12 protein-coding genes are annotated in these 22442 nt (G+C 60.7%); 4 read left to right on the forward strand and 8 right to left on the reverse strand.

From position 1 onward, the window contains the following. Window positions 1-842: 842 nt before the first annotated feature. Together KY379_RS11390 and KY379_RS11395 are read left to right on the forward strand one after the other, a co-directional pair. On the forward strand, window positions 843-1124 hold the full coding sequence (locus KY379_RS11390; RefSeq protein WP_261239951.1) for a DUF3077 domain-containing protein: 282 nt from the start codon (window positions 843-845) through the stop codon (window positions 1122-1124). Window positions 1125-1314: 190 nt separating this feature from the next. Further along, entirely contained in the window at window positions 1315-1566 is a 252-nt protein-coding gene (locus KY379_RS11395; protein ID WP_261239954.1) for a DUF3077 domain-containing protein, read from the forward strand. A 179-nt stretch (window positions 1567-1745) separates the two neighbouring features. Here the strand turns inward: KY379_RS11395 and KY379_RS11400 are convergent, their stop codons facing one another. From KY379_RS11400 to KY379_RS11410, 3 genes are all read right to left on the reverse strand, one after another. Then, entirely contained in the window at window positions 1746-2189 is a 444-nt protein-coding gene (locus KY379_RS11400; RefSeq protein ID WP_261239956.1) for a hypothetical protein, read from the reverse strand. Between the two features lie 342 nt (window positions 2190-2531). Then, entirely contained in the window at window positions 2532-2894 is a 363-nt protein-coding gene (gene cdiI / locus KY379_RS11405) for a ribonuclease toxin immunity protein CdiI (protein ID WP_261239959.1), read from the reverse strand. Window positions 2895-3489: 595 nt separating this feature from the next. Next, window positions 3490-3873: a hypothetical protein gene (locus KY379_RS11410; RefSeq protein ID WP_261239963.1), complete on the reverse strand. Its 384-nt coding sequence runs from the start codon at window positions 3871-3873 to the stop codon at window positions 3490-3492. 426 nt (window positions 3874-4299) lie between these two features. Between KY379_RS11410 and KY379_RS11415 the strand changes: the two genes are divergently transcribed. Together KY379_RS11415 and KY379_RS11420 are read left to right on the forward strand one after the other, a co-directional pair. Continuing rightward, window positions 4300-4581 carry a DUF3077 domain-containing protein gene (locus KY379_RS11415; RefSeq protein ID WP_261239965.1) on the forward strand — a complete coding sequence of 94 codons (282 nt, stop codon included), beginning with the start codon at window positions 4300-4302 and terminating at the stop codon, window positions 4579-4581. A gap of 106 nt (window positions 4582-4687) precedes the next feature. Beyond that, window positions 4688-4939 (forward strand): DUF3077 domain-containing protein, encoded by a 252-nt coding sequence (locus KY379_RS11420; RefSeq protein WP_261239967.1) that lies wholly within the window; start codon window positions 4688-4690, stop codon window positions 4937-4939. A gap of 276 nt (window positions 4940-5215) precedes the next feature. Here the strand turns inward: KY379_RS11420 and KY379_RS11425 are convergent, their stop codons facing one another. From KY379_RS11425 to hrpB, 5 genes are all read right to left on the reverse strand, one after another. After that, window positions 5216-5608: a hypothetical protein gene (locus tag KY379_RS11425; protein ID WP_261239969.1), complete on the reverse strand. Its 393-nt coding sequence runs from the start codon at window positions 5606-5608 to the stop codon at window positions 5216-5218. Further along, a complete protein-coding gene (locus tag KY379_RS11430) occupies window positions 5605-16566 on the reverse strand; it encodes a hemagglutinin repeat-containing protein (RefSeq protein WP_261239971.1) in 10962 nt (3653 codons plus the stop codon). The genes KY379_RS11425 and KY379_RS11430 overlap by 4 nt, the downstream gene beginning before the upstream one ends. A gap of 123 nt (window positions 16567-16689) precedes the next feature. Further along, window positions 16690-17970 (reverse strand): filamentous hemagglutinin N-terminal domain-containing protein, encoded by a 1281-nt coding sequence (locus tag KY379_RS11435; protein WP_261239972.1) that lies wholly within the window; start codon window positions 17968-17970, stop codon window positions 16690-16692. 24 nt (window positions 17971-17994) lie between these two features. After that, window positions 17995-19677 carry a ShlB/FhaC/HecB family hemolysin secretion/activation protein gene (locus KY379_RS11440; protein WP_261240142.1) on the reverse strand — a complete coding sequence of 561 codons (1683 nt, stop codon included), beginning with the start codon at window positions 19675-19677 and terminating at the stop codon, window positions 17995-17997. Between the two features lie 166 nt (window positions 19678-19843). Next, window positions 19844-22372, reverse strand: coding sequence for an ATP-dependent helicase HrpB (hrpB, locus tag KY379_RS11445; protein ID WP_261239973.1), 2529 nt, complete (start codon window positions 22370-22372; stop codon window positions 19844-19846). Between the last annotated feature and the right edge of the window lie 70 nt (window positions 22373-22442).

Genomic DNA, 22442 nt, shown 5'->3' on the forward strand with positions numbered 1-22442 from the left:
CCTCACCGAACTGCTCCAGCAGTTCTTTGGGGATTTTGGGCAGGTCACGCAGGGGTTTCTTTTTGGTTGGCATACATACACCTCTTACTCATGTTATGCCCGAACACAAAATTTCTGACACCCTCACAGCGACGCCATCTTTCAATCACCGCACTGTTCTCTCCAGTAAGACTTTTCCCAGCTTGAAACCAATTCCTTCAAAGCGAAACAGTCCTTTTTTGAACTTTTGCCGCACAAGCCACGGTGTATTCATTTCTGTCCGAAACAATCCGAGCAAATAGTTGAGGCAGAAAAATCAGATTTGGGCTCTTTTCTGTAGGACGTTTCCCAAAGATACTTCCAAAGCCTGTTTCTCGTTGCGCATGCCAACTATGGGTTCTAGTCTCGATCTGTCGCTGCCAGATCAGCGACCGGTCTTGACGGGCCGTCTATCGTTGTCCGTGTGCACACGCTTATGGCGACTGTACGTGCGGGCACCTCGTGTGCGCCGAGTGCCAACGATCTCGGTCCGTCAACCCTCGTACAGTTGCCACCCTCTTGCTTGACGGCTGGTGGATGGCAGCTCAACTATCGTTGGAGTTTGAGCATGCTGAAGATAGTCCCCGACCCGCCTAACAGTCCCCATCCAACCCGGAGGCATTTGGCCCTTGTCCAGATACCTCCCGGTCATCTGAAGCGCTACTAAGCCACCTCACGTCATGCCTGGCCTGACTTGATCACGAGCGACCTTGCCTTACATGTCCACCATCCCCTTCCCCTTGTTGAGACAGGTGGGCATGTAGGATTCGGCTTGCTGGCGATAAGGCCAGCCCAGGCACCCAAAGATTCAGGGAGATAGAACCATGCCCATGGACGATACCAGCCGCAGCTTCACAGTCGGCAAAACCAAGTTTTACCAAGGTGAAAACCAGACCCAACCCTTGTTCTGCATCGAGCCCGGCATTCCTTGCCAATACGCTCGAGAACAAGCTTCAGAGTTAATGGGCTGCGCCCGCGACATGAGCATCGCCGGCGTGATGGACGACAAACCTCAATGTGTGTGGGCTGCGCACTACCTCAGCGCCCTGGCCAAGGCGCTTTTAGATGATGCCGAGTTGGGCATGAAGCGCCGAGATGAGTGCTGACTGAGCCGGCCTCTTCGCGGGGCAAGCCCGCTCCCACAAGTACAGCGCCCAGCCCAACAACTGCGCGGATGCTGTGGGAGCGGGTTTACCCGCGAACACGGGCGAAGCCCGTGCCATCCCCCACCAAACCCGAGGACAAACCACCATGCCACCCTGCAAACCCTCCCGAATCCCGCCACCCGAAGACCCAATGCCGCTGCCAACCTTTCGCTCCTCCCAATCCATCTTCACCGTGACCCCAACCACAACCCTCTCCTACGCCCAGGCAGAGGCGCAGAAATTGATGGAATGTGCCCGTTATCTGAACCACACCGGTGTATTGACGGGGGATCATCGCATGACAGCGGCGTCCCACCACATCAGCGCCATGGTCAAGATGCTGCTGGATGAAATCGAACAGGGGATGCTGCCGTCGCGGCTTCGGGGGCAATATTACGCTTGACCTGATGGGGCGTGATCGAATTGTCGGTCACGCTCCATCAGGCCGACCTGGTGAAAATCAGGGCCCGGCTGATGGCAATCCCCGTTACCGGCCCGCACACAAAAAATCTGACACCCTCCGCGGGGCCGGTGTCAGATTAATATTGCATTTGAACACATAGCACAGTCAGTATTGTGCGTCTAAACCCACGAAACTGCATCACCATCTAGGTAGCCAAGGCCTTCAAGCACTCCAGATAACTCTGGCAGCCCAAGGAGTGGCTCCGATATATAAGTGATAGGTAAAGACTTTCTCAGTGCCTGAGCCTTCTCCGAATACTCCGCCCATGACGGTTTAGCTATACCAGACCAAAAAGAAATAGCTGAACCGTCATCAAGGAGCACCACAGGCTTCAAATACTCAACCCCCCCATTACCATCCCAGTACAAGTAGCCAAGATACCTAGCGCCATTTCGCCCCTCAAAGTGGGCTCGAACAATCAACTGGGCATCAGCACAAGACTCCACCTCCTGAAGAGGACGCACAGTCAGCTCATCCTCAACAGAGTCATCCATCGGGAAAAACCAGACGCCAGAATGAGCAAGATCGTCAATGGTCAGCTCGTAAACCTGCTTATCTGACATACCCACACACCTATCTAATCAAATATTCAACTGAATCAAACAGTTCCGGGCGCCCTATTTCACCATAAGCCTTCTGCAGGCCTTCCCTTATTTGCCCAGAAGTGTAATTCGCCTGCTTACCACCGACCATGGGCGGAAGGTACTTACTTATAGCCTTAAGCGAAAAAGAGCGAAAAAGGGGACAGATTTATTTAATATAACCAAATAGGGGCAGGCCATCTCTATTCGTCTAGCGAAAAATAAATCCGCCCCCATTTCTTTTTCTCGCCCCCTTTTCTCATTGGGTGATTACGACGGAGCGAAATAAATAGCCCGGTAGTGCCGGGCTATTTTTATTCAGATTTAGAAAGAGAGCTTATCCAAAATTTCGTTTACTTTCGCAGTATCCTCCGGATGGCGTTGAAGGTATTTTTCACAAGATAACCGAATATATTCAGAACAAACCGTTTCGCTCACAACAACTGTATCTTCATCCTTGGGGGGATAGCCATAAGCAAACTCAACCCCCTCAAAGCGCTCTTCATCAAACGGACTATTTTCATCAGGCAAATTACAGTACGCCCCGTCCGTACTGAACCCCCATCTCTTCACGATATAACCAACCGCCTCAATAAAATAGTCATCGTTATACATCCTATCAAAATACCCTTTAATTATCCAATAAGGGTCTGACTCGCTATATGGCTGACCGAACAGCTCTTTCATAAGTGCCTCACCATCACTTCGGGTGGAAGTTTGTCACCGTCCCCGTAGAAAAAAGGGGACAGATTTATTTAATAGAACCAAATAAGGGCAGACCATCTCTATTCGTCTAGCGAAAAATAAATCCGTCCCCATTTCTCGCAGAAATGGGGACAGATTTATTTAATGACCCAAATAGGGGCAGGCCAATCTATTTGTCTAACGAAAAATAAATCTGTCCCCATTTCTCATTCCTGAGAAATTATTTACTCTTCATCCCAAAAATTTCCGGGAGGCGCATACTCCCCACTCCGTAAGACAGCGCACCAGCCGTAACTTCTATAAAACATCTCAAGGTCAAGGATCCTGTAAACTCCTTCATCAATTTTCTGCAATGTAATCAAACCATTAGCGAAATGCGTATATTGACCGCCCGCCCCTGCAACGGCCCTTAACTCCAGCTCTCTACGATCCCATTCCGATACCACCCCCGATGAATGAGGGACAGTATCCGAAAACGAAACTTCAAACTCTTTTGAAACCTTGCAAAAGCAGGGAATTCGCTCCTGCCGGAGCAACTCATCCGTGATCAAGTTTCTAGGGAAGTCAATATTTAATTTCACTTAAGCGCACTCCGAGGAACAACAACCTCACCTGAAAAATTTCTTTGAAAGGTACTCACGGGACTAAAATATTGTGCCCCATGCGGATCGCGAATAGCTACAACGGAGACTCCATTTCTAGTTGTAACCCCATCCACCACAACAAAGTGGGAAAATTCAGTACCTTTCGTGTTGTCAACAATGCGGACAACCACCGGGGTTCCATCACTGGTGTACCTAGCCAAATCAGCAACATTTCTGCTCCCAAAGGCACTTGCAGGAACACCTTCAGCAGTCATCAGGCTTGCAACATCTCTAGCGTAAATCCCACCCTCAGAAGGCGCAATCCTTGACCAAAAGGGGACAGATTTATTTAATAGAACCAAATAGGGGAAGACCATCCCTATTCGTCTAGCGAAAAATAAATCCGTCCCCATTTCTTTCATTTCTTTTAAAAAATAAATTTTCTTCCCGGAAACTTAACCCAGATAACTGTAACCGTTGGTTAGCAGCGGCACGCCAACAAATAACAAAAAATAAATCCGTCCCCTTTTCGGTCTAAAAATAAATCTGTCCCCTTTTCTCCACAAGATATTGAAAAATCGTTAGATGACGTCATTCTGGCACCCACGTGTTGGTGGAGGAGTTAAATACCACTTTCCGCCCCTGAGGGTTTAAATACTTTGTATTAGCATCATAAATAGCGAAAAAAGGGGACAGATTTATTTAATATAACCAAATAGGGGCAGACCATCTCTATTCGTCTAGCGAAAAATAAATCTGTCCCCATTTCTCGCAGGCACCCAAAGATTCAGGGAGATAGAACCATGCCCATGGACGATACCAGCCGCAGCTTCACAGTCGGCAAAACCAAGTTCTACCAAGGTGAAAACCAGACCCAACCCTTGTTCTGCATCGAGCCCGGTATTCCTTGCCAATACGCTCGAGAACAAGCTTCGGAGTTAATGGGCTGCGCCCGCGATATGAGCATCGCCGGCGTGATGGACGACAAACCTCAATGCGTGTGGGCTGCGCACTACCTCAGCGCGCTGGCCAAGGCCCTGTTGGATGATGCCGAGTTGGGCATGAAGCGCCGAGATGCGTACTGACTGTCCCGCGAACACGGGCGCAGCCCATGCCATCCCCCAGCAAACCCGAGGACAACTCACCATGCCACCCTGCAAACCCTCCCGTATCCCACCATCCGAACACCCAATGCCGCGTCCAACCTTTCGCCCTTCCCAACCCATCTTCACCGTGACCCCAACCACGACCCTCTCCTATGCTCAAGCAGAGGCGCAGAAGTTGATGGAATGTGCCCGCTATCTGAATCAGACCGGTGTACTGTTGGGGGATCGTCGAATGACAGCGGCGTCCTACCACATCAGCGCCATGGTCAAGACGCTGTTGGATGAAATCGAACAGGGGATGCTGCCGTCGCGGCTTCGGGGGCAATTTTACGCATAACCTTGATGGGGCGTGATCGAATTGTCGGTCACGCTCCATCAGGCCGACCTGTTGAATATCAGGGCCTGCCTGACGGCAGGCCGTTACCGGCCCGCACACAAAAAATCTGACACTCCCGTCACCGTAGACCAAGGTCAGCCATTCTTATTTTTTCCTCTGGGATCAAATGGCTACCGCCTAAGTAAGTGCCATTCAAATCCGTCCAATTTCTCCCACCCCCCATTTCTCGCCCATTTTCTTGCCCCACTTCTTCATTTTAGGTCCTTTTTTTCAGTTCTACCCCACCATCTCCTTTAAGAAGCGAAGCCCATTCTCATCCCGGATCGCATATACGCTCTCATATTGAAACGAAAGAATAAACCTGCAGCCCTTCTTCTCAGAAAAAAAATTCAAAAAAAGCTTAATCTCACTAGCACTCGCTTCAAGAGAATCAATTGGGCAATGAAATGCACCTCTCACACCCACAACCCAATTTACAGCCACGCCTTCAGTTACAACCTCATCTAACCCATTAGAGTCGCGAAATACAAAATATGCATTAGAAAGCCTAAAATTTCCTGACACCCCGTCACTATCGACGCAAAGCTCAGCACCGAAATTAGATAAAGCTTGGGAAATCTCATCCAAAGCAAAACCAGACTCTATCTCAAGATTCATAGTCACTGTCATTTCGCAACCTCAATTACCTTGAACTCTCCATTCTTCATTATATATAGATTCTTCAGGCCCTCAACCGGCCTCACACTCAAGGCGTCCCCCAGTTGATTTATAGTCAGAGGAGAGTCAGCCAAATTAATCACCACACTACTGGCTTGCTTCCTGACTTTATCATTTATTGTCATAAGTACCGAGCCGACACTGCCAGTTCTTGGAGATGCTACATCGGCCAGCTCTCCATTAATACGCAAATCCGGGTTGGCCCCTTTCTTACCCGTATTAGCCAGTTGTTCGACGTTATAACCAGCTCTAGCAAGGCTCTTAGCGGCCTCATTCTGGCGCTCAATTGAGCGAATCATATCTGCATTCGCATTTTTTGGCGGTAATTCTGGCTCACCCTTCAGGGAGCCAATTCTGGGCAATCCGGTAGAGCCGGCTTCCGCGTCTGTAAGTGCACTGGATGGGTTTGGATTCTTGTGTACGACCTCTTTTGTACCGGACGCTATGTACGCACTGCTTTCATTAATCAACCGCGACGCTTCAGCAAGGTCCCCTTTCCTAAGGGCCGCTCTAGCCGCTTTAAGCGCCTTGCCTGCCAACGCTCCGACGCCCGGAAACACCCCAACTGCGGCGGCCAGATAATCCAGCGCACTCTCTGCTTCCGCAAAGCTTTTTATGTCACCAACGACCGGTACAAAATCCGCCCCCGTCGACGCAATGTCTTGCAGATTCTCCCGCCGCTGCTCATACATTTTGACCGAGCAGGCATCCGAGCTTAACCCCGCGCAATTCTCCTGCTTGAAGCGCTCGTTTTCTGCCTCGACACGCTCTCCGGCGACCACCTCCAGTGTCTTACCTGCCGCCACGGCCTCGGCAATATCACTCAGCGAGTTGTTTTCCACAGCGTTCCTTCCCGCCTGGCCCGCTGCGACGGCATCTCCCAGGCCGCCTCCCGTTGCAGCGCCAGCCAGCCCTGAAGCGAGCGTTGCCAGCGCAGATACGGTCTGCTTCTCTTCCTCACTCAGTTCATCCCGGGGCGTACCCGGGTAGATCTGCGCCGCTATCAGCTCACCCGTGGTCGCACCTGCCGCACCGGCGATTGCCGAATTCCCTTGGGCCTGCGCCACCACCGCGCCCAATACGGCATGGGCCATGATCCGGACGTTGTTGTTATCTCCCGCGACTTGCTTGATAACTCCGGCCAGGTAAGGTGCCGAGGCGCCGGCGAGTGCCCCACCGATATCGCCCCCCACCAGCCCCTGCAAGGCAGCGGTAACGGCTTGATTCACCTTCTGGTAGTCACCACCGGTGCCGTACTTACCCATGATCCGCTGGTAAGCGTCGGTGGCGATCAGCTGGTCTTGATACGCCTTGACGACCTTCTCACTTGCGCCTTCACCTGGCTCCTCGATGCCGCGCGCCTTCAGCTCCGCACGTGCCTCTTTATCGGCCTTGAGCTGGCCCTCGGTGCGGACGATATCCGACACCTGGGTGCCGATCTCGCCGATCAGTTGCACCTGTCGCAAGCGACGTTGCTCTTTCTCCTTGTCGAAGATCGGGCTGATGCTGTCGTTGGCGTGTTCGACGTCATGACTCAGGCTCGCGACATCTTGCTTCTGCTGGTCCGGGTCACGGATTTCCAGAGCACCCTCAGAAATGGCCGAGGACGTGGTACCGCTTGCACTGCCACTGTGGTTGTAAGCGATCAGCGTGCCGCTAGGCATGTTGCTGGTGAAACCCGACGAGCCACTGTTGCCACCACTGATGCTGGCGCTGGCCATCTGGCTCTTGAAGTGGGCCTTGTTCTCGATATCGCTCCAGCCCAACGTACCCGTGCTCAGGCGGTTCTTGCCCGCCTCTGCGGTACTGGAAATCACACTCCCATCAAGCTGGGTGTGCTTACCCACATCGATTTGATAACCATCCTTGCCAGCAAACAGTCCTGTCTGTTCCTGAACGCTCTGGTAGTTGGAATCGAGTTTGTTCTGGCTGACACTGAGACTGCCGCTCGCCCCGCCTGCACCGATGATGGTGACGCTCAGCCCGCCGCTGATATCGGTCTGCTTGGACTTGTAGTTGTCGGTGTCCTGCAGGCTTTGCAGGGTCAGGTCGCGCCCCACATCGGCGGTGATTTTCGCAGCATTGACCTGCGCCCCTTTGAGCGTGGTATCCCGCCCGCTGAGCAGGGTCGCCTCGTTACCGGCATCAAGTGTGGTTTCAGTCCAGGTGGTGCCGTTGCCTTTCTCGTTGCCGGTACCTTTGTTGGCGTTGGCGAAGATGCTCAGCCCCCCACCGTCGGAACCCACACCGATGCTGGCACCGATAGCCCCACCGCTGCTGCTGTTCTTGCCATCGAGCTTTTGCGTGTTCGCCGCAGCCTCAAGGTGAATATCACGTTCGGCGGACAGCAGCAGGTCATTGCCGGCTTTGAGTTGGCTGCCCTGAACTCGAATGTCTCCCCCGCTGCCGTCGGCAGCATTGCCGGTCGCCACGATCGTCAGGTCATTGCCACTGGTCAGGCTGCTGCCTTGGCTGACGGTCTGTTCCTGGGTCTGGCGAGAGCTCGACTTTTGCCCACCCAGCGATACAGCGATACCGACGAACTCGCTGACGTTATCTGCAGTCATGCCGCCGCTCTGTTGGGCCGCTTGCCAAGCTTGAACCCCGGTCAAGCCGGCTTTGATGCCCTGAAGAGCAGATAACCGACTGTCCTCTTCCTGGGTCGCTTGCTTGGTGGTCCGGTAAGCGGTGTCGATCGCACTGCCCACCGTACCGGAGAGCGCCAGGGTCAAGCCGCTGCTTTTGCTCTTGGACGTCTGCTCACTGGTGTTGTGGTTTTCGGCAGCGACAATCTCGACGCTCTGCCCGACCAGCGTGATGTCCTTGCCGGCAATGACCTCCGAACCCTTGACGCTCAGATCCTTGCCAGCCTCGATGGAGACATTGCCCAGCACACTGCCAATCGTGCTGGCCTTGCCGCTCTCGGTCTTGCTGGTAGAGGTGTTTTCCAGGCTGGTCGAACCAAGGGTGAAGCCGATACCGCCACTGCTCAGCAGGCCGGATTTTTTCTTCGAGCTCGCGTGGCTTTGTTCGAAGGTTTCCGTGGCGCTCTCGATCTGGACGTTGCCCCCGGCCAGCAGACTGGTATCGTTGGTCGAGACGATGCTGCTGCCGGAGACGCCAATATCCTGCCCGGCGCGGATCGCCACCGTGTCGCCGCTGACCGATGAGCCTACCTGGGTAACGGCATTCGAACTGTCGATCCGCGTCTTCTGGCTGCTGGATAGCCCGGAACGACTGGTCTTGGTCTTGCGGTAATAGCTGTAGTCGCTGTTCTGATCAGCGACGAGACTCACATCACCACCGGCGTATAGGTACGCCTCATCGCCTGCCGTCACACGGCTGGCGCTCAGGGCAAGATCTTCCCCTGCCTTCAAGGCCACATCACCACCAGCGACGACGGTACTGGCCACCTGCTGGACATGATCTTCCTGGCTCGTGACTTTTTTGGTCTTGCTCGCCGAGTGTTGCTCGTTGGCAGCGGACACCAGGCTCAGATCCCTGGTCGCCGACATCACCACATCCCGCTTGGCCTCAATCGCACTGGCCACCGCACTGACATCGCGCCCCGCACTCACCGTCAGGTCCCGCCCAGCCTGCACACTCGAGCCGTTCTGGGTCACGCTGCTGTCGGTATGGCGCACGCCGCGGTCATTGATCACCACCTGCTCGACCGAGGTCAGCTTCACATCGCGCCCGGCCTGCAGGGTGGTGTCGGCACCACTGCTGAGCACCCCGCCGTTGTTGTCCAGGTCACGCCCGGCCTTGATCACCAGGTCGTTCGCCGCTTCCACCCGGGCAGCGGTGTCGACGAAGTCGCGCTGCTGGGCGTAGCTGCCGTTGCTGCTCTGGTGCGAGGTCAGGGTGCGTTCGTTGATCACGTCCTGCACGGCAGTCAGGCTCACGTCGCGCCCGGCGATGATGCCGCCGGACTTGTTCACCAGGTCGTTGCCGGCCAGCAGGTCGAGGCGGTTGCCGGCTTGCACCAGGCCGCTGTTGATCAGGTCGTTGCCGGCCTGGGCCGAGAGGTTGTTGCTGGCGCGCAGGGTGCCGACGTTGTCGAGGTTCTGTCCGGCGATCAGGCTGACGTCGTTGCCAGCGATCAACGCGCCGTTGGGCGCCAGGCGGTCGGTGCCGTGGGCCAGGTAGAGCACCGGCACCAGCACTTGCTCGCCGTTCACCTCGGCGGTTTCCAACCAGACGATGTCGTGGGTCAGGGCGGCGACCTGCTCGGAGGTCAGGCTCACGCCCACGGCCAGGTCGAGCTGTTGCTTGCTCTGGATGGCGTTGTCCATCAGGTACTTGAACAACTGCTCGTCGCTGCTCTGGCCATCGATGAAGCGTTGGCCGGTGCGGGCGAGCACGGCTTGCTGGATCAGCTTCTGTTCGTAAAAGCCGTCGCCCAGGCGCTTGGCGCTGTCGTCGGGGTCGTAACCGAGGTTTTCCAACAGGTAGTCGGAGCTCATGAACTGCTTGAGGTCGGTGAGCACCGGGTTAGTTTCGATCAAATACTTGTGCGGGTTGCTGCGTACGCTGCTGTCCGGCAGGCCTTGCACCCGCTCGATGGTGAGCGGGCCCTGGCCATTGAGCACGGTCGCCTGGGTGATGCTGTCCTCCACGCCCAGGCGGGTGTCGACTGCGCTGGCGGGGCCGGCGCTAGCTGCCTGGGCACGCTCGGCGGTGCTCAATGCGGTACTGCTGGCGGTCGCCAGGCTGGCGTCGGCGGCACGAATGTCGTGCCCCTGTATCAGCGGCAGGGGTTGCTGACGTTGGGCCAGGCCCAGGCTTGCGCCGCCGATGCTCCAACTCTGCGGGCCGCTGGCGGAGGTGCTGCCCGCCTCGCTGCTGAGGCGGAACAGGCCGTTCTGGCCGGTGGGCAGGCTGAAACCTGGGAGCGCCAGCGGGTTGACTTGCTGTTGGGCGAGGTCCGGGGGCAGCTGCTGGTTGAGGGTGATACGGGTGGAGAACGCGGTGCCAGGTGCCGTGGTGTCGGTGCGCGCACCACTGCCGATGTAGGCATAGCCCGGGCGTACCACGCTGTTGTCGATGCCGTTGCCGGCGTTGATGCTGACGTTGCCGTTGGCCTGCATCACGGCGGCGTAGCGCTGATCACCTGCAGACAGTGTGCGAGTGCTGCCGAGGCTCACCAGCTCCGCTTCGGTCTTGCCGATGAACCGCGCCAGGTCGGCTTCCAGCCCACTCAGGTTAGCGGGGTCGTAGGTCGGACTCTCGAACCAGTACTTGCTGGTGATCGAGCTCGCGAGTTGGTACAGCGAGCCTGCATTGTTGGTGCGCTGCGAACGCACGATGCGGGTGGTCTCGGTCTCGCCGGTCTCCACGCCGGTGTTGGTCAGGTTGTCGACCGTGGCCACTAGGTTGCCGCCAGCGCCGATGGTGCTGCTGCTGTTGAGCAGGTCACCGCCGTGGATGGTCAGGTTACCGCCGGTGGTGATGCTGGAGGCGGCACTGGCGTCGATGACTTCGAACTTGTCGCGCTGGACGATTTCCCAGACGTGGTTGCGCTTGCCGCTGCAGTCGCCGGCGTTGTAGCCCTCGATACAGGCGACTTCGCCGACACGGGCGGTGTAGAGGCCTTTGTCATCGGTCTGCAGCACCGCACGCACGTTTTGAATGGTGCTGGCCGCCAGGCTCATGGACAGATCGCTCTGCAGCGAACCGGAACTGTTGACGATGCTGTTGGCCAGGCCGCCCAGGCCATCGCGGTCGATGCTGAGGCGACCCAGGCTGTAAACGTCGGCATAGCTGTTGGTCAGGCTGGCGACCCGCAAGCCCATGTCCTGGCCACTGAAGATCAGACCGCCGTCGCTGTTGAGCAGAGCGCCGGTGGTCAAGGTCAGTGCCTCGCCCGCCCCCAGGGTGCCCTGGTTGCTGACGCCGCCGGCGCCGAGGGTGAGCCCGGCAGCCGAGGTCAGCCGGCCAGCATTGTTCAACTGCCCCGCCACGGTAACGCGGGTGGCGCCGCCACCGGCAATGCTGCCCGTGCTGCCGAGATTCACCTGCCCGGCACCCAGGCCGAGGGTGCCGCGGCTGCTCAGGCGACCATTGCCGGTGTAGGTGCCGGTCAGATCGAGGCTCAGGCTGCCATCGCTGGCGATCAGGCCGTCATTGCTCCAGTTGCCGCCGCTGCCCGCCAGCGCCTCGCTGGCCAGTAACTGTCCGCTGGCGGTCTGGCTGAAGTCGCCGACATTGACGCTCAGGCGCCCGGCCTGGATGACGTTGCTGTTGCTCCAGCTGGAGGCGTTGAGGGTCAGGGCGCCGCGGGTGACGATGCTGCCGCCGGCGCCGGTGACGTTGGCGGTGCTGATGGCGAAGTTGCCGTTGCCGACGTGCAGCAGGTTGCCGCCACCATTGAGGAAACTGCCGACACCCAGGGAGAGATCGCTGTTGGCCGTTTCCAGGGTGCCGTTGCGGTTGTCGAACTGGCCACCGATCTGCAACCGCGTGGTGCCACCGCTGCCCAAGGCACGCAGTTGGCCGGTCTGGTTGTCGAGGCTGGCTGCGCTGATCGCCAGGGTGCTGTCGCTCTCGATGATGCCCAGGCGGTTGTTCAGTGCGCCGCTGAGGTCGAGGTCGATGCGTTGGCCGGCGATCTGGCCATCGTTGTCGCCGCTGTTATCGAAGCTGCCGCCGCTGACCTTGACCAGGCCCTGGGCGTACAAGCCGCCGTTGCGGTTGTCGAAGTCGGCGGTGGTGACCAGGGCGTCGCCGGCCTGCGCGGAGATCCGCCCACCGTAGTTGTCGATCCCCGCCAGTGCCTTGAGGGTGAGGGACTGCGCCTGGGTGATACCCCCTTGGCGGTTGTTGTTCAGGTCGTAGCCGTTCTTCAGCACGCCGCGCAGGTCGGCGTTGAGCGTTCCTTGCAGGCTCGACAGCACGCCGCCGCGGTTGTCCAGGTTGCCGGCCGTGACGCCGAGGTCGCCGGCGTCGGCAAGGAGGCGGCCACTCTGGTTGTCGATATCACCGGTCACCAGCACCAAGGCACCCTGACTCTGCAGGGTGCCCTTGGCGTTGCCCAGGCTGGCGGCGCGCACGTCGAGGCCGCCGTTCTGGCTGTAGATCAGGCCATCGGCGCCGTTGTGCAGTTCGCCGTCAACCGCCAGGGTCAGTTGCTGGTTGGCCGCGACGGTGCCGCGATTGCGGTTGTCCAGGCTGCTGGCGAACAGGCTCAGCAAGCCTTGGCTGGCGATCTGGCCGCCCTGGTTACCGACCTGGGTGGCGTCGATACGCAGCGGGCCGGCGCTGGCCAGCTTGCCGTTGACGTTGGTCAGGGCGCCGAGCAGCTTCAGGGTCACGGCGGCGTTGCCGATCAGGCTGCCGGCGCTGTTGTCCAGGCTATTGGCATTCACCTCCAGGGCCTGCTGGGCGCTGATGCTGCCGGCGCCATTGCCCAGGGCCATGGCGTTGAGGGTCAGGGCCGCGCCACTGTCGATCAGGCCGCCTTGGCCGTTGTTCAGCAAGCCACGGATGATCAGGCGTTGCCCGCCCGCACTGGACAGGATGCCGGCACCACTGTTGTCCAGGTTCGCCGCCGACACGCTCAGGGCCTGCTGGCTGACCAACGCGCCACCGGCGCTGTTCTGCAGCTCGCCGCTGACCTGTACATCAAGCGCGCCGCTGCGGCTGGACAAGGTACCTTGGTTGCGGTTATCGAGGCAGCCCAGGTCGGCGCCCAGGCCTTGCCAGCCCGAAACCAGACCGCCCTGGTTGAGCAGGCGCTGGGCAGTGACATGCAACTGCCCGCTGCTGATCAGTTTGCCGGCACTGTTGTCCAGGTCACGGCCGGACAGGTCGAGGCTTTGCTGGGTGGAGATTTCACCGCTGCGGTTGCTGAGGTCGCGTAGATGATCGAAGGTCAATGCGCCAGCGGTCGTGATCAGGCCGCCGTCGTTGTTCAGGTCGCCTGTGGCACTGCCGAAGTCGAAGCGAATGGTGTTGCCCAACAGCGAACCTGCCTGGTTGTCCACGGAGCGGGCAGCGATATCCAGCAGGCCTGCGGCGTTGATCAGGCCTTGCTGGCCGTTGTTCAGGCGGTCGAGCACCTGCAGGTCGAGGCCGCCACGGCTGCTCAGCGTGCCGCCGCTGTTGTCCAGGCTGGCAGCGTGAATATCGAGACTTTCGGCGGCGACCAGGCCTTTGATGGTGTTCAAGGCCTGGGCGATGCGCAGGGTCAGCGACTGGTTGCTCAGTACCTTGCCGCTGCCATTGTCGAGGCTGCGGGCAGCGAGGGTGAAGGCCTGTGCCGAGGAGATCTCGCCGCCCTGGTTGTTTACCTCGCCGAGGTTGTCGAGCACCAGCAGCGGGGCATTGATCAGGCCCTGACGGTTATCCAGCAGGCCGTGGTTCAAGTCCAAGGTCAATGCGCTGTTGCTGAACAGCTGCCCACCTTGCTGGTCCAGGCCAGTGGCATTGACCGCGAGCGCGCCGTCACTGGCGATGCGTCCGCCGTCGCGATTGCTCAGCTGACCGGTGGCCAGGTCGAGGCTGGCGCCACTGTCGATCCGGCCTTTGCGGCTGTTGTCGAGGCTGCTGGCCTCGATGCTGGCCAGCCCTTTGGCGCTGATGATGCCCAGGTCGGTGTTGGCGACCTGGGCCGCGCGCAAGTGCAGCGCGGCATCGGTGACCAGTTCACCGCCCTGGTTGAGCAGGTTGCCGGTGTGCTCGAGGGTCAACACACCTGCGCTGGACACACTGCCGGCGCGGTTGTCGAGTTCGCCGCTCGCCAGGCTCAGAGTGCCCTCGGCACTGATCAGGCCCTGGCGGTTGTCGAGCTTGCCTTGCAGCCTGGTGTCGATGGCGTGCTGGCTGAGCAGCAGGCCGCCGGTGTTGTCCAGGCTGTCACCGCGCATGCGCAGACCGACCTGACCAGAGAGCACCCCCTTGCTGCGATTGATCACCTCGGCGACGGCCATCTGCAACGAACCGTCGGCGAGTACCTTGCCGGCATCACTGTTGTCCAGGCGATTACCGCCCAAGGTGACGTCAGCCTTGCTCGACAGCTCGCCAGCGCGGTTGTCCACCGCTGCGAACTGCAGATCGAGGTTGTGGGTGGCGCCTACCAGGCCGCCCTGACGATTGTCGAGGGTGTCACCGCTGAGTGCCACGGCCCCGGTTGAGACCAGCACACCGGCCTGGTTGTCGAGGTTGCCGACCTGCGCGCTCAACTCGGTGCCGGCAGAGACCTGCCCCTGCTGGTTGACCAGGCTGCCGGCGCGGACGTCCAGGCGTCGATCAGCGATCAGCGTGCCGCCCTGGTTGAGCAATTCGCCAGCGACGACCAGTACCTGGTCGGCGCGACTGCTGATCAGGCCCTGGCGGTTGTCCAGGCTGGCGCTGTGCAGATCCAGGGCATCGGCCGAGACCAGCCCCTTGAGATTGTTCAGCAGCTGGTCGATGCGCAGGGTCAGGCCCTGTCCGGCGATCAGTCGACCGTTGCGGTTATCCAGGCTGCGCGCCGCTAAGGTGAAGCTGTGGTCACTGGATATCTCACCTTGCTGGTTGTCGACTTCAGCGAGATTTTTCAGCACCAGCAGCGGCCCGTTGATCAGGCCCTGGCGGTTGCTCAACACGCCGTGGTTCAGGTCGAGGGTCAACGCAGCTTTGCTGAACAGTTCGCCGCCATCCTGGGTCAGGCCGGAGACGCTGGCGACCAGTGCCTTTTCACTGGCGATACGACTGCCCTGGCCGTTGTTGACCTGACCCGCCGTCAGCTCAAGACCCTCGCCACTGACCAGTTGGCCGCCCTGGAGATTGTCCAGGTGACCGAGATTGGCAGTGAGGTGCCCTTCGGCACTGATCAGCCCCTGAAGGTTGGCCAGCCCGCCGCCCAGACCAATATCCAGATCCTCGCCACTGACCAGGCGCCCCTGCTGGTTGTCCAATCGCTGGCCGACGATGCTCATCGGCCCTGTGGCAGACAGCAGGCCGAGGTTACGGTTGAGCACCTCGGCGACCTGCACTTGCAGCGTGGTGCCGGCCAGGACCTTGCCGCTGTCGCTGTTGTCCAGTCGGCTGCCTTGCAGGGTCAGGCCTTTGCTGGTGGAGATTTCCCCGCCACGGTTGTCGACTTCGGCCACGTTCAGTTGCAACGCGCTGGTGCCACCGACCAGACCGTTGCCACGGTTGTCCAGGTGGGTGCCGGTGAGCAGCAGGTCACCTTGGGCTACCAGCTCGCCACTTTGGTTGATGACCCGACCAAGCTCGGCCACCAGCGCACGCTGGCTGGAAATCCGCCCACCGCTGTTGTCCAGGCTGTTGGCTTGCAGACGAACCGGGCCGCCGGCACTGAGCAGGCCGCCACGGTTGTCCAACTGCGTACCGCTGTAGCTGAGGGCTGCCAGGCTGCTGAGCAGACCTTGCTGGCGATTGTCCAGGCTCGCGGCACGCACATCGAGCCCGGTCGCGGAAATCACCCCGCCTACGTTGTTCAGCGCCTGGTCCAGATGCAGGGTCAGGCTCTGGTTGCCAAGCAGCTTGCCGAGGCTGTTGTCGAGGCTTCGTGCGATCAGCACGAATGCTTGGGCGCTGGAGATCTCGCCCTGGCGGTTATCCACGCTGTCGAGTTCATTCAGCGTCAGGCGCGGCGCATTGATCAGGCCGCCCTGGTTGTTCAGATGGCCTTTGTTCAGTGTCAGGCTCAGTTCGCTGACGCTGGTCAGGCGACCACCGTTGCTCTGGTCGAGCCCCGTGACATTGGCGGTGAGTGCCTGGTTGCTGGCGATACGCCCGGCATCGCCGTTGCTCACCTGGCCGGCCTTGAGGTCCAGCGTCTTGAGGCTGGTGAGCTGGCCAGCGCGGTTATCCACAGCGCCACTGGCCGTCAGGCCAAGGTGCTGGCCGGCGCGCACGGTCCCGGCAGCGTTGTCCAACTGGCCAACCTTGGCGTTGACCACGGTCGCGCCGTCGATCAGCCCGCCCTGGCCGTTGAGCAGGCGGGCGCCAGCAAGGTCGGCTTGGCCGCCGCTGAGCAGCCTGCCGGCGTTGCGGTTGTCGAGGGTGTCGGCGCTGGCCGTCAGTTACCGCTTGGCACTGAGGGTGCCGCCTTGGTTGTTCAAGGTTTGCTGCGCTGTGACGTTCAGGTCACGACTGGCCACCACGGTGTTGCCCTGGTTATCGACGTGCTGGGCATTCAGGCGTACGTCGCCCGTGGTATTGCGGCTGTTGTCGGCGTTGATACCCGCTTCGATGATGCCCTGGTTGCTCAGGCGCCCACCGCTGTCGAGGTTGATGCGCTGGCCGGCTGCGAGGGTCTGGCGGTTGTTCAGGTCACCGCGGGTGCGCACCTTCAGTTCATTGCCGGCATACACCGCCCCTTGGGCATCGAGCTGGCCAGCATTGATCGCGACCGAGCCCTTGGTTGCAGTGGCTTCGGCCATGCGCAACTGGCCGTTGGCATCGAGCTGGATATCGCCACCGCTGGCGATGAGTTTGCCGTCGAGCTTCACCCCGACACCGGCCTCGGTGCCCACCAACTTGATAGTGTTGGCGTACATGCCGCCCAAGGCCGAGGAATCGATGGCCAACTGCGGTGCCTGGGAGGGATCGCCAGCACGCGGGGTGGCGGCCAGCGTGCGTGCATCGACATCGTTACTGCCGGCCACCACCGCCAGGTTGCGGGCCTGGATCTCGGCGTTGATCTTGGCACTGCGGGTGATGATCTCGAACTGATCGACATTGTTGGCGTTGAGCCCGGCACCCTCGATGGCGACGCTGCCCTGCTCCACCTGGTAGCGCTGCAACTGGCCATTTTCGATGACCGGCTTGCCGGTGGTGAGCGTGGCCTTGGGCGTGTTGATGAAGCCGCAGCCATTGCAGGTGACGCCATAGGGGTTGGCGACGATGACGTGGGCCGACTTGCCCGCCACCTCGGTATAGCCCTTCAACTGGCTCGGGTTGCCACCGTTGACCTCGTTGAGGATGGTGCTCGCCGCACGCCCGCCCAGGTTGCTGTTACCGATGATGATCCCGCCCAACTGCGTTGACTGAGTGCGCTCGGTGGCGTTGTTGAGGATCACGCCCTGCTGGCCGACGTTGTAGTCGCTGAATTTGTTGTGCGACAGCCCGGAACCATTGGGCTTGGCGATATTGACGATGGGCACGCCATTGCCTGCCTGGCCGACGGTGGTGCCGCTGCCGTTGACCTTGATGCCGTCGGCCATGACCACCAGCGGATGCCAGAACATCATGTTGGCCAGCATGAATGCCAAGCCGCGCTTGGACAGGCCCCAGAAGGTCTGGCGGGGTTGCAGGGCAGCCGAAGGCTGACGGGCCAGGAAGGCGAATTGACGAACGTCCATGTCGGTACTCGGAAAAGTCGAAAATTAGAGGTAGAAGTCCAGGCGGAAGTAAATCGGAGCCTCTGACTGCTCGATGGCGCTCGGCCGTTCGAGGGAGTGGGCGAAGGTCACGCTGGCGGCCAGGTTCTTGCCACGGGCGAACAGTTCGATGGCATCGCTGGACAGCCGCCCGCTCTGCCCGCTGTTGTAGCGATCATGGCGAATGGCGCCGACGTCGTAGGCCAGTCCCAGGCCATACTCGGTCAGCGTCGGGCGCAGCCAATCCCAGGCCACCTGCCGGCTCCAGCGCAGGTCGTTGCGCCAGTAGTAGCCGCTGTCGCCATTGAGGCTTTGGTCCTTGTAACCGCGGATCGACGATTGGCTGCCCAGGCTCATGCGCTGCGAGCTGAACAGTGGGTCCTCGCTGCGCTGGCCGGTGACCAGGCTGCTGAACAGCAGCGACTCGCCCCAGAGCTGGAGCGGCTGCAGGTAGCTGACCGTGGCGGTGTACTTGCGGTAGCGGGCGTTGGCCAGGCGCTCGCCAGTTTTGTTGTCGCGCTGTTTTTCACGCTGGGCATCGAAGGCGCCAATGCCTTCCTGCATGCCCAGGTCGAAGTTGACGAACGCGTTGCCGATACGCCGCCCGTGGTTGATACCGAACTGCGCTTCACTCAAGCGGTTGCTGTTGACGTCCACCTTGCTGTCTTCGATGAAGTTGTTGGTGCGCAGGTAGCTCAGGCCAGTGTTGAGGGAAGTCTTGCTCAGGGCATCGCGGTGGATCACACGTTCCAGGCGCAGTTGGTGGCTCTGGCTGTCACCGGTCTGCTTGAAGGTGAAACCCTGCCCCTCGCCCAGTGCGCGGTACTCGTTCTGGCTGTAGCTGTAGCTGAGGTTCCACCAGCCGAACGGCAGGTTGTAATAGAGCATGGCGCTGCGCGAGGTCTTCTGGTGGTCGCTGATGGCATCGTGGCTGCCACGCAGCATCAGCTGGTCGGCCAGACCCAACGGGCTGTCCCACTCCAAGCTGCTGCCCCACTGCTGTTCACCGGTGCTGCGCTGGCCGTCGTTGCTGCGCGACAGCCCCACACGCCAGGGCTTTTGCGGGGTGTTGCGCACCACCACTTCGCTGCCTCCCACGGCCTTGCCTGGGGTCAGCTCCATTTGCGCCTGATTGGACGGCAGGCGGTTGAGCTGGTCGACCATTTGTTCGATCTGGCGCAGATTCAAAAGATCGCCAGCGCGACCCGGGAAGCTCATGTCCAGTTCGCGGGCCGACAGTTTGCTGCCGTCAGCGGGCCTGAGCCCCTCTAGTCGCCCCTCCACCACGATGACCTTCAGGTGGCCACTGGACAGGTCCTGCTGGGGCAGGTAGGCACGGCTGGTGACCAGGCCATTGGCGATGTAGCGATCGGTGATGTCCTTGAGCAGTGCGTTGAGCTGCACGACACCCAGGCATTGGCCCAGGTAAGGTTCGAGCAGGCGCTCACGCTCCGAGGAGGAAAGCCCATCGGCGCCGTCGAGCACGATCTCGTCGATCGGGAAGCAGCGGCTATCGCTGGGTTTTGCCGGCGCCACCGTTTCGGCTTCTTTACCGGGCAACGCCTTGAGTTGCTCCAGGCGCCGTTGCTGCTCTTCCAGCAGGCGGTTCTGGCGATCGCGGATCAGATCCTGATCACCCGGCGTGCCGAGGGAAGCACCCGCGGCAACGGGAGAAACAGCGACCAGCATGGCGTACACGAGCCAGTCTTTGGCGCGCAGGCGCAAGGAGGGGAAAAGCATGTTCGATCCTTCGAACCCGGGTAATACGGCAAAAAGCCGGTGATGTTAGGTGGCCATTATTTTGACGTCAATCACTCACCGACCTGCGGTATATGCTTAGCCCCCGCGCTTGCAATCAGGTCCCCCGCGGCTTGGCCCGCGCGGTGGCTTCGGCGATCAATGGATCTTCGGGCCAGTAATGCTTGGGATAGCGGCCTTTGAGATCCTTCTTCACCTCGGCATAGGTGGTGCGCCAGAAGTTGGCCAGGTCCTGGGTCACCTGCACCGGTCGCCGCGCCGGCGACAGCAGGTGCAACTTGACCTGCTGGCGACCTTGGGCGATGCGCGGGGTGTCGGCCAGACCAAACAGCTCTTGTAGGCGCACGGCAAGGATCGGTGGGTGTTCGCTGTAGTCCAGGCGGATGTTCGAGCCGGACGGCACCGTCAAGTGAGTCGGCGCCCACTCGTCCAAGCGCTGCGGCAAGGGCCAAGGCAGCAGGTTGCGCAGCATCGACGGCAGGTCCAGGGCGGCGAAATGGCTCAGCCGCGAAACCTTGCCCAGGTAAGGCTGCAACCAGTCTTCCAGGTTCGCCAACAGGGCCTCGTCGCCAAGGTCGGGCCATTGGCTGTGGCCGTCCTTGTCCAGGTCGAGCTGGCGCAGCAGCGCGACCCGCGCCTGCCATTGGCGCAGTTCAGGGGTCCAGGTCAGCAGATTCAGGCCTTTGCGCCGCACCAGGCCGAGCAGCGCCTTGGCCCGTGCCTCGTCGTCGAGGCCCGGCAGTGGTTCGCGGCTGAGGATCAGTTCACCGACCTTGGTCTGGCGTTCGGCACGCAGCAGCTGCTCGCGCTCGTCCCAGTCGAGGATATCGACGCGCTCGACCTGCTCGGCGAGCACATCGTCGAGCAGGCTCGGATCGAATTCGGCAGCGAGGTAAATCCGCTCTTCGCGCTGGCCCTGGCGGCTGCCCAGGTCGGCGATCACCAGCCAGGGACATTTCATCAGCGCATCGACCTCGGCGAACAACGCCGCCCGGCCATTGGCCAGGCGGTACTCGGCCCCCCCTTCGCGGCGCTGCTGGGCGACGCGGTCTGGGTAGGCCAGGGCCAGCAAGGCCCCCAACCAGCGTGGATGATCGGGGTCGGTAACCGCGGCCCGTGCCTTGCCGCGCAGCAGCCCGCGGTATTGGCGCGCCAGTTGCCGGGCTCGTTGCACACCGCCCTGCCCGCCTCGGCTGGCCTTGCTCTCGCCGCTGACCAGCGCCAGCCGAGTGTGCAGGTCGGCACCGCCACCACGCAGGATATCGCGCTCGCCGAGCAAGGCGGCGACATCGCAGGCCATGTTCGCCAGGCCCAGGTCCTGGCCTCGTAACAACAGATGGGCGATGCGCGGATGCGCCGGCAGTTCGGCCATGGCCTGGCCATGCTCGCCGAGCTGGTCACGGCTGCCCGGCTTGAACGCCCCGAGCCGCGCCAACAGGTCCTGGGCTTGGCCGTAGGCGGCAGTGGGCGGCTGGTCGAGCCAGCGCAACTGGTCGGGGGCGACGCCCCAGCGCGCCAGTTGCAAAGCCAGGCCAGCCAAATCGGCCTGGAGGATTTCTGCGCTGCCATGGGCGGCCAACTGCTCATGCTGGGCCTCGGACCACAGCCGGTAGCAGACGCCGGGCTCCAGGCGGCCAGCGCGGCCGGCACGCTGGGTGGCGCTGGCGCGTGAGATACGTTGCGTGTCCAGCCGGGTCATGCCACTACCGGGGTCGAAACGCGGTACCCGGGCCAGACCTGCGTCGATCACCACGCGCACGCCATCGATGGTCAGGCTGGTCTCGGCGATGTTGGTCGCCAGCACCACCTTGCGCAGGCCCTTGGGCGGCGGGTCGATGGCGGCGCGCTGGGCATTTAGGTCGAGCTCGCCGTGCAGCGGGCACAGCAGGATGTCCTCGCGCTGACCGAGCGCCTCCTGCAGGCTCTGGTGGACGCGACGGATCTCGGCTTGACCGGGCAGGAACACCAGCACGCTGCCGGGTTGCTCGGCCAGGGCCTGGAGCACGCTGTCGACGACCCGCGGCTCGATGAACTCGCCTGGCTGGAACGGGCGCCCCCAGCGGATATCCACCGGGTGCATGCGCCCTTCGCTGCTGATCACTGGCGCATCGTCGAGTAACCGCGACAAGCGCTCGCCCTCCAGGGTCGCCGACATCAGCAAGATCTTCAGCGGCGGGTCGTCGCGCAACAGCTCGCGGCCATTGAGGCTCAGCGCCAGGGCCAGGTCGGCGTCCAGACTGCGCTCGTGAAACTCATCGAAGATCACCAACCCCACGCCTTCGAGCGCCGGGTCGGCCTGCAGGCGGCGGGTGAGGATGCCCTCGGTGACCACTTCGATGCGGGTATTCGGCCCGACCTTGCTGTCCAGGCGGATGCGATAGCCCACCGTCTCACCGACCTTTTCACCCAGCTCGCTGGCCAGTCGTTCGGCGGCGGCGCGGGCGGCGAGCCGGCGCGGTTCGAGCATGAGAATGGTCTGCCCGGCCAGCCAGGACGCATCCAGCAGCGCCAGCGGCACGCGGGTGGTCTTGCCGGCGCCGGGCGGCGCCTCGAGCACGGCTTCGTCGCGGTTTTCCAGGGCCTGGCGCAGGGCGGGCAAGACAGCATCGATCGGTAATGAAATCATGGTGGTCCTCGAACAGTGCGGCGAGTATAACGGCGAACCGAGCCTGCCCTATCATGGTCTTAGCTTCAGG

The sequence above is a fragment of the Pseudomonas sp. HD6422 genome (assembly GCF_025377065.1).
GTDB lineage: Bacteria > Pseudomonadota > Gammaproteobacteria > Pseudomonadales > Pseudomonadaceae > Aquipseudomonas > Aquipseudomonas putida_U.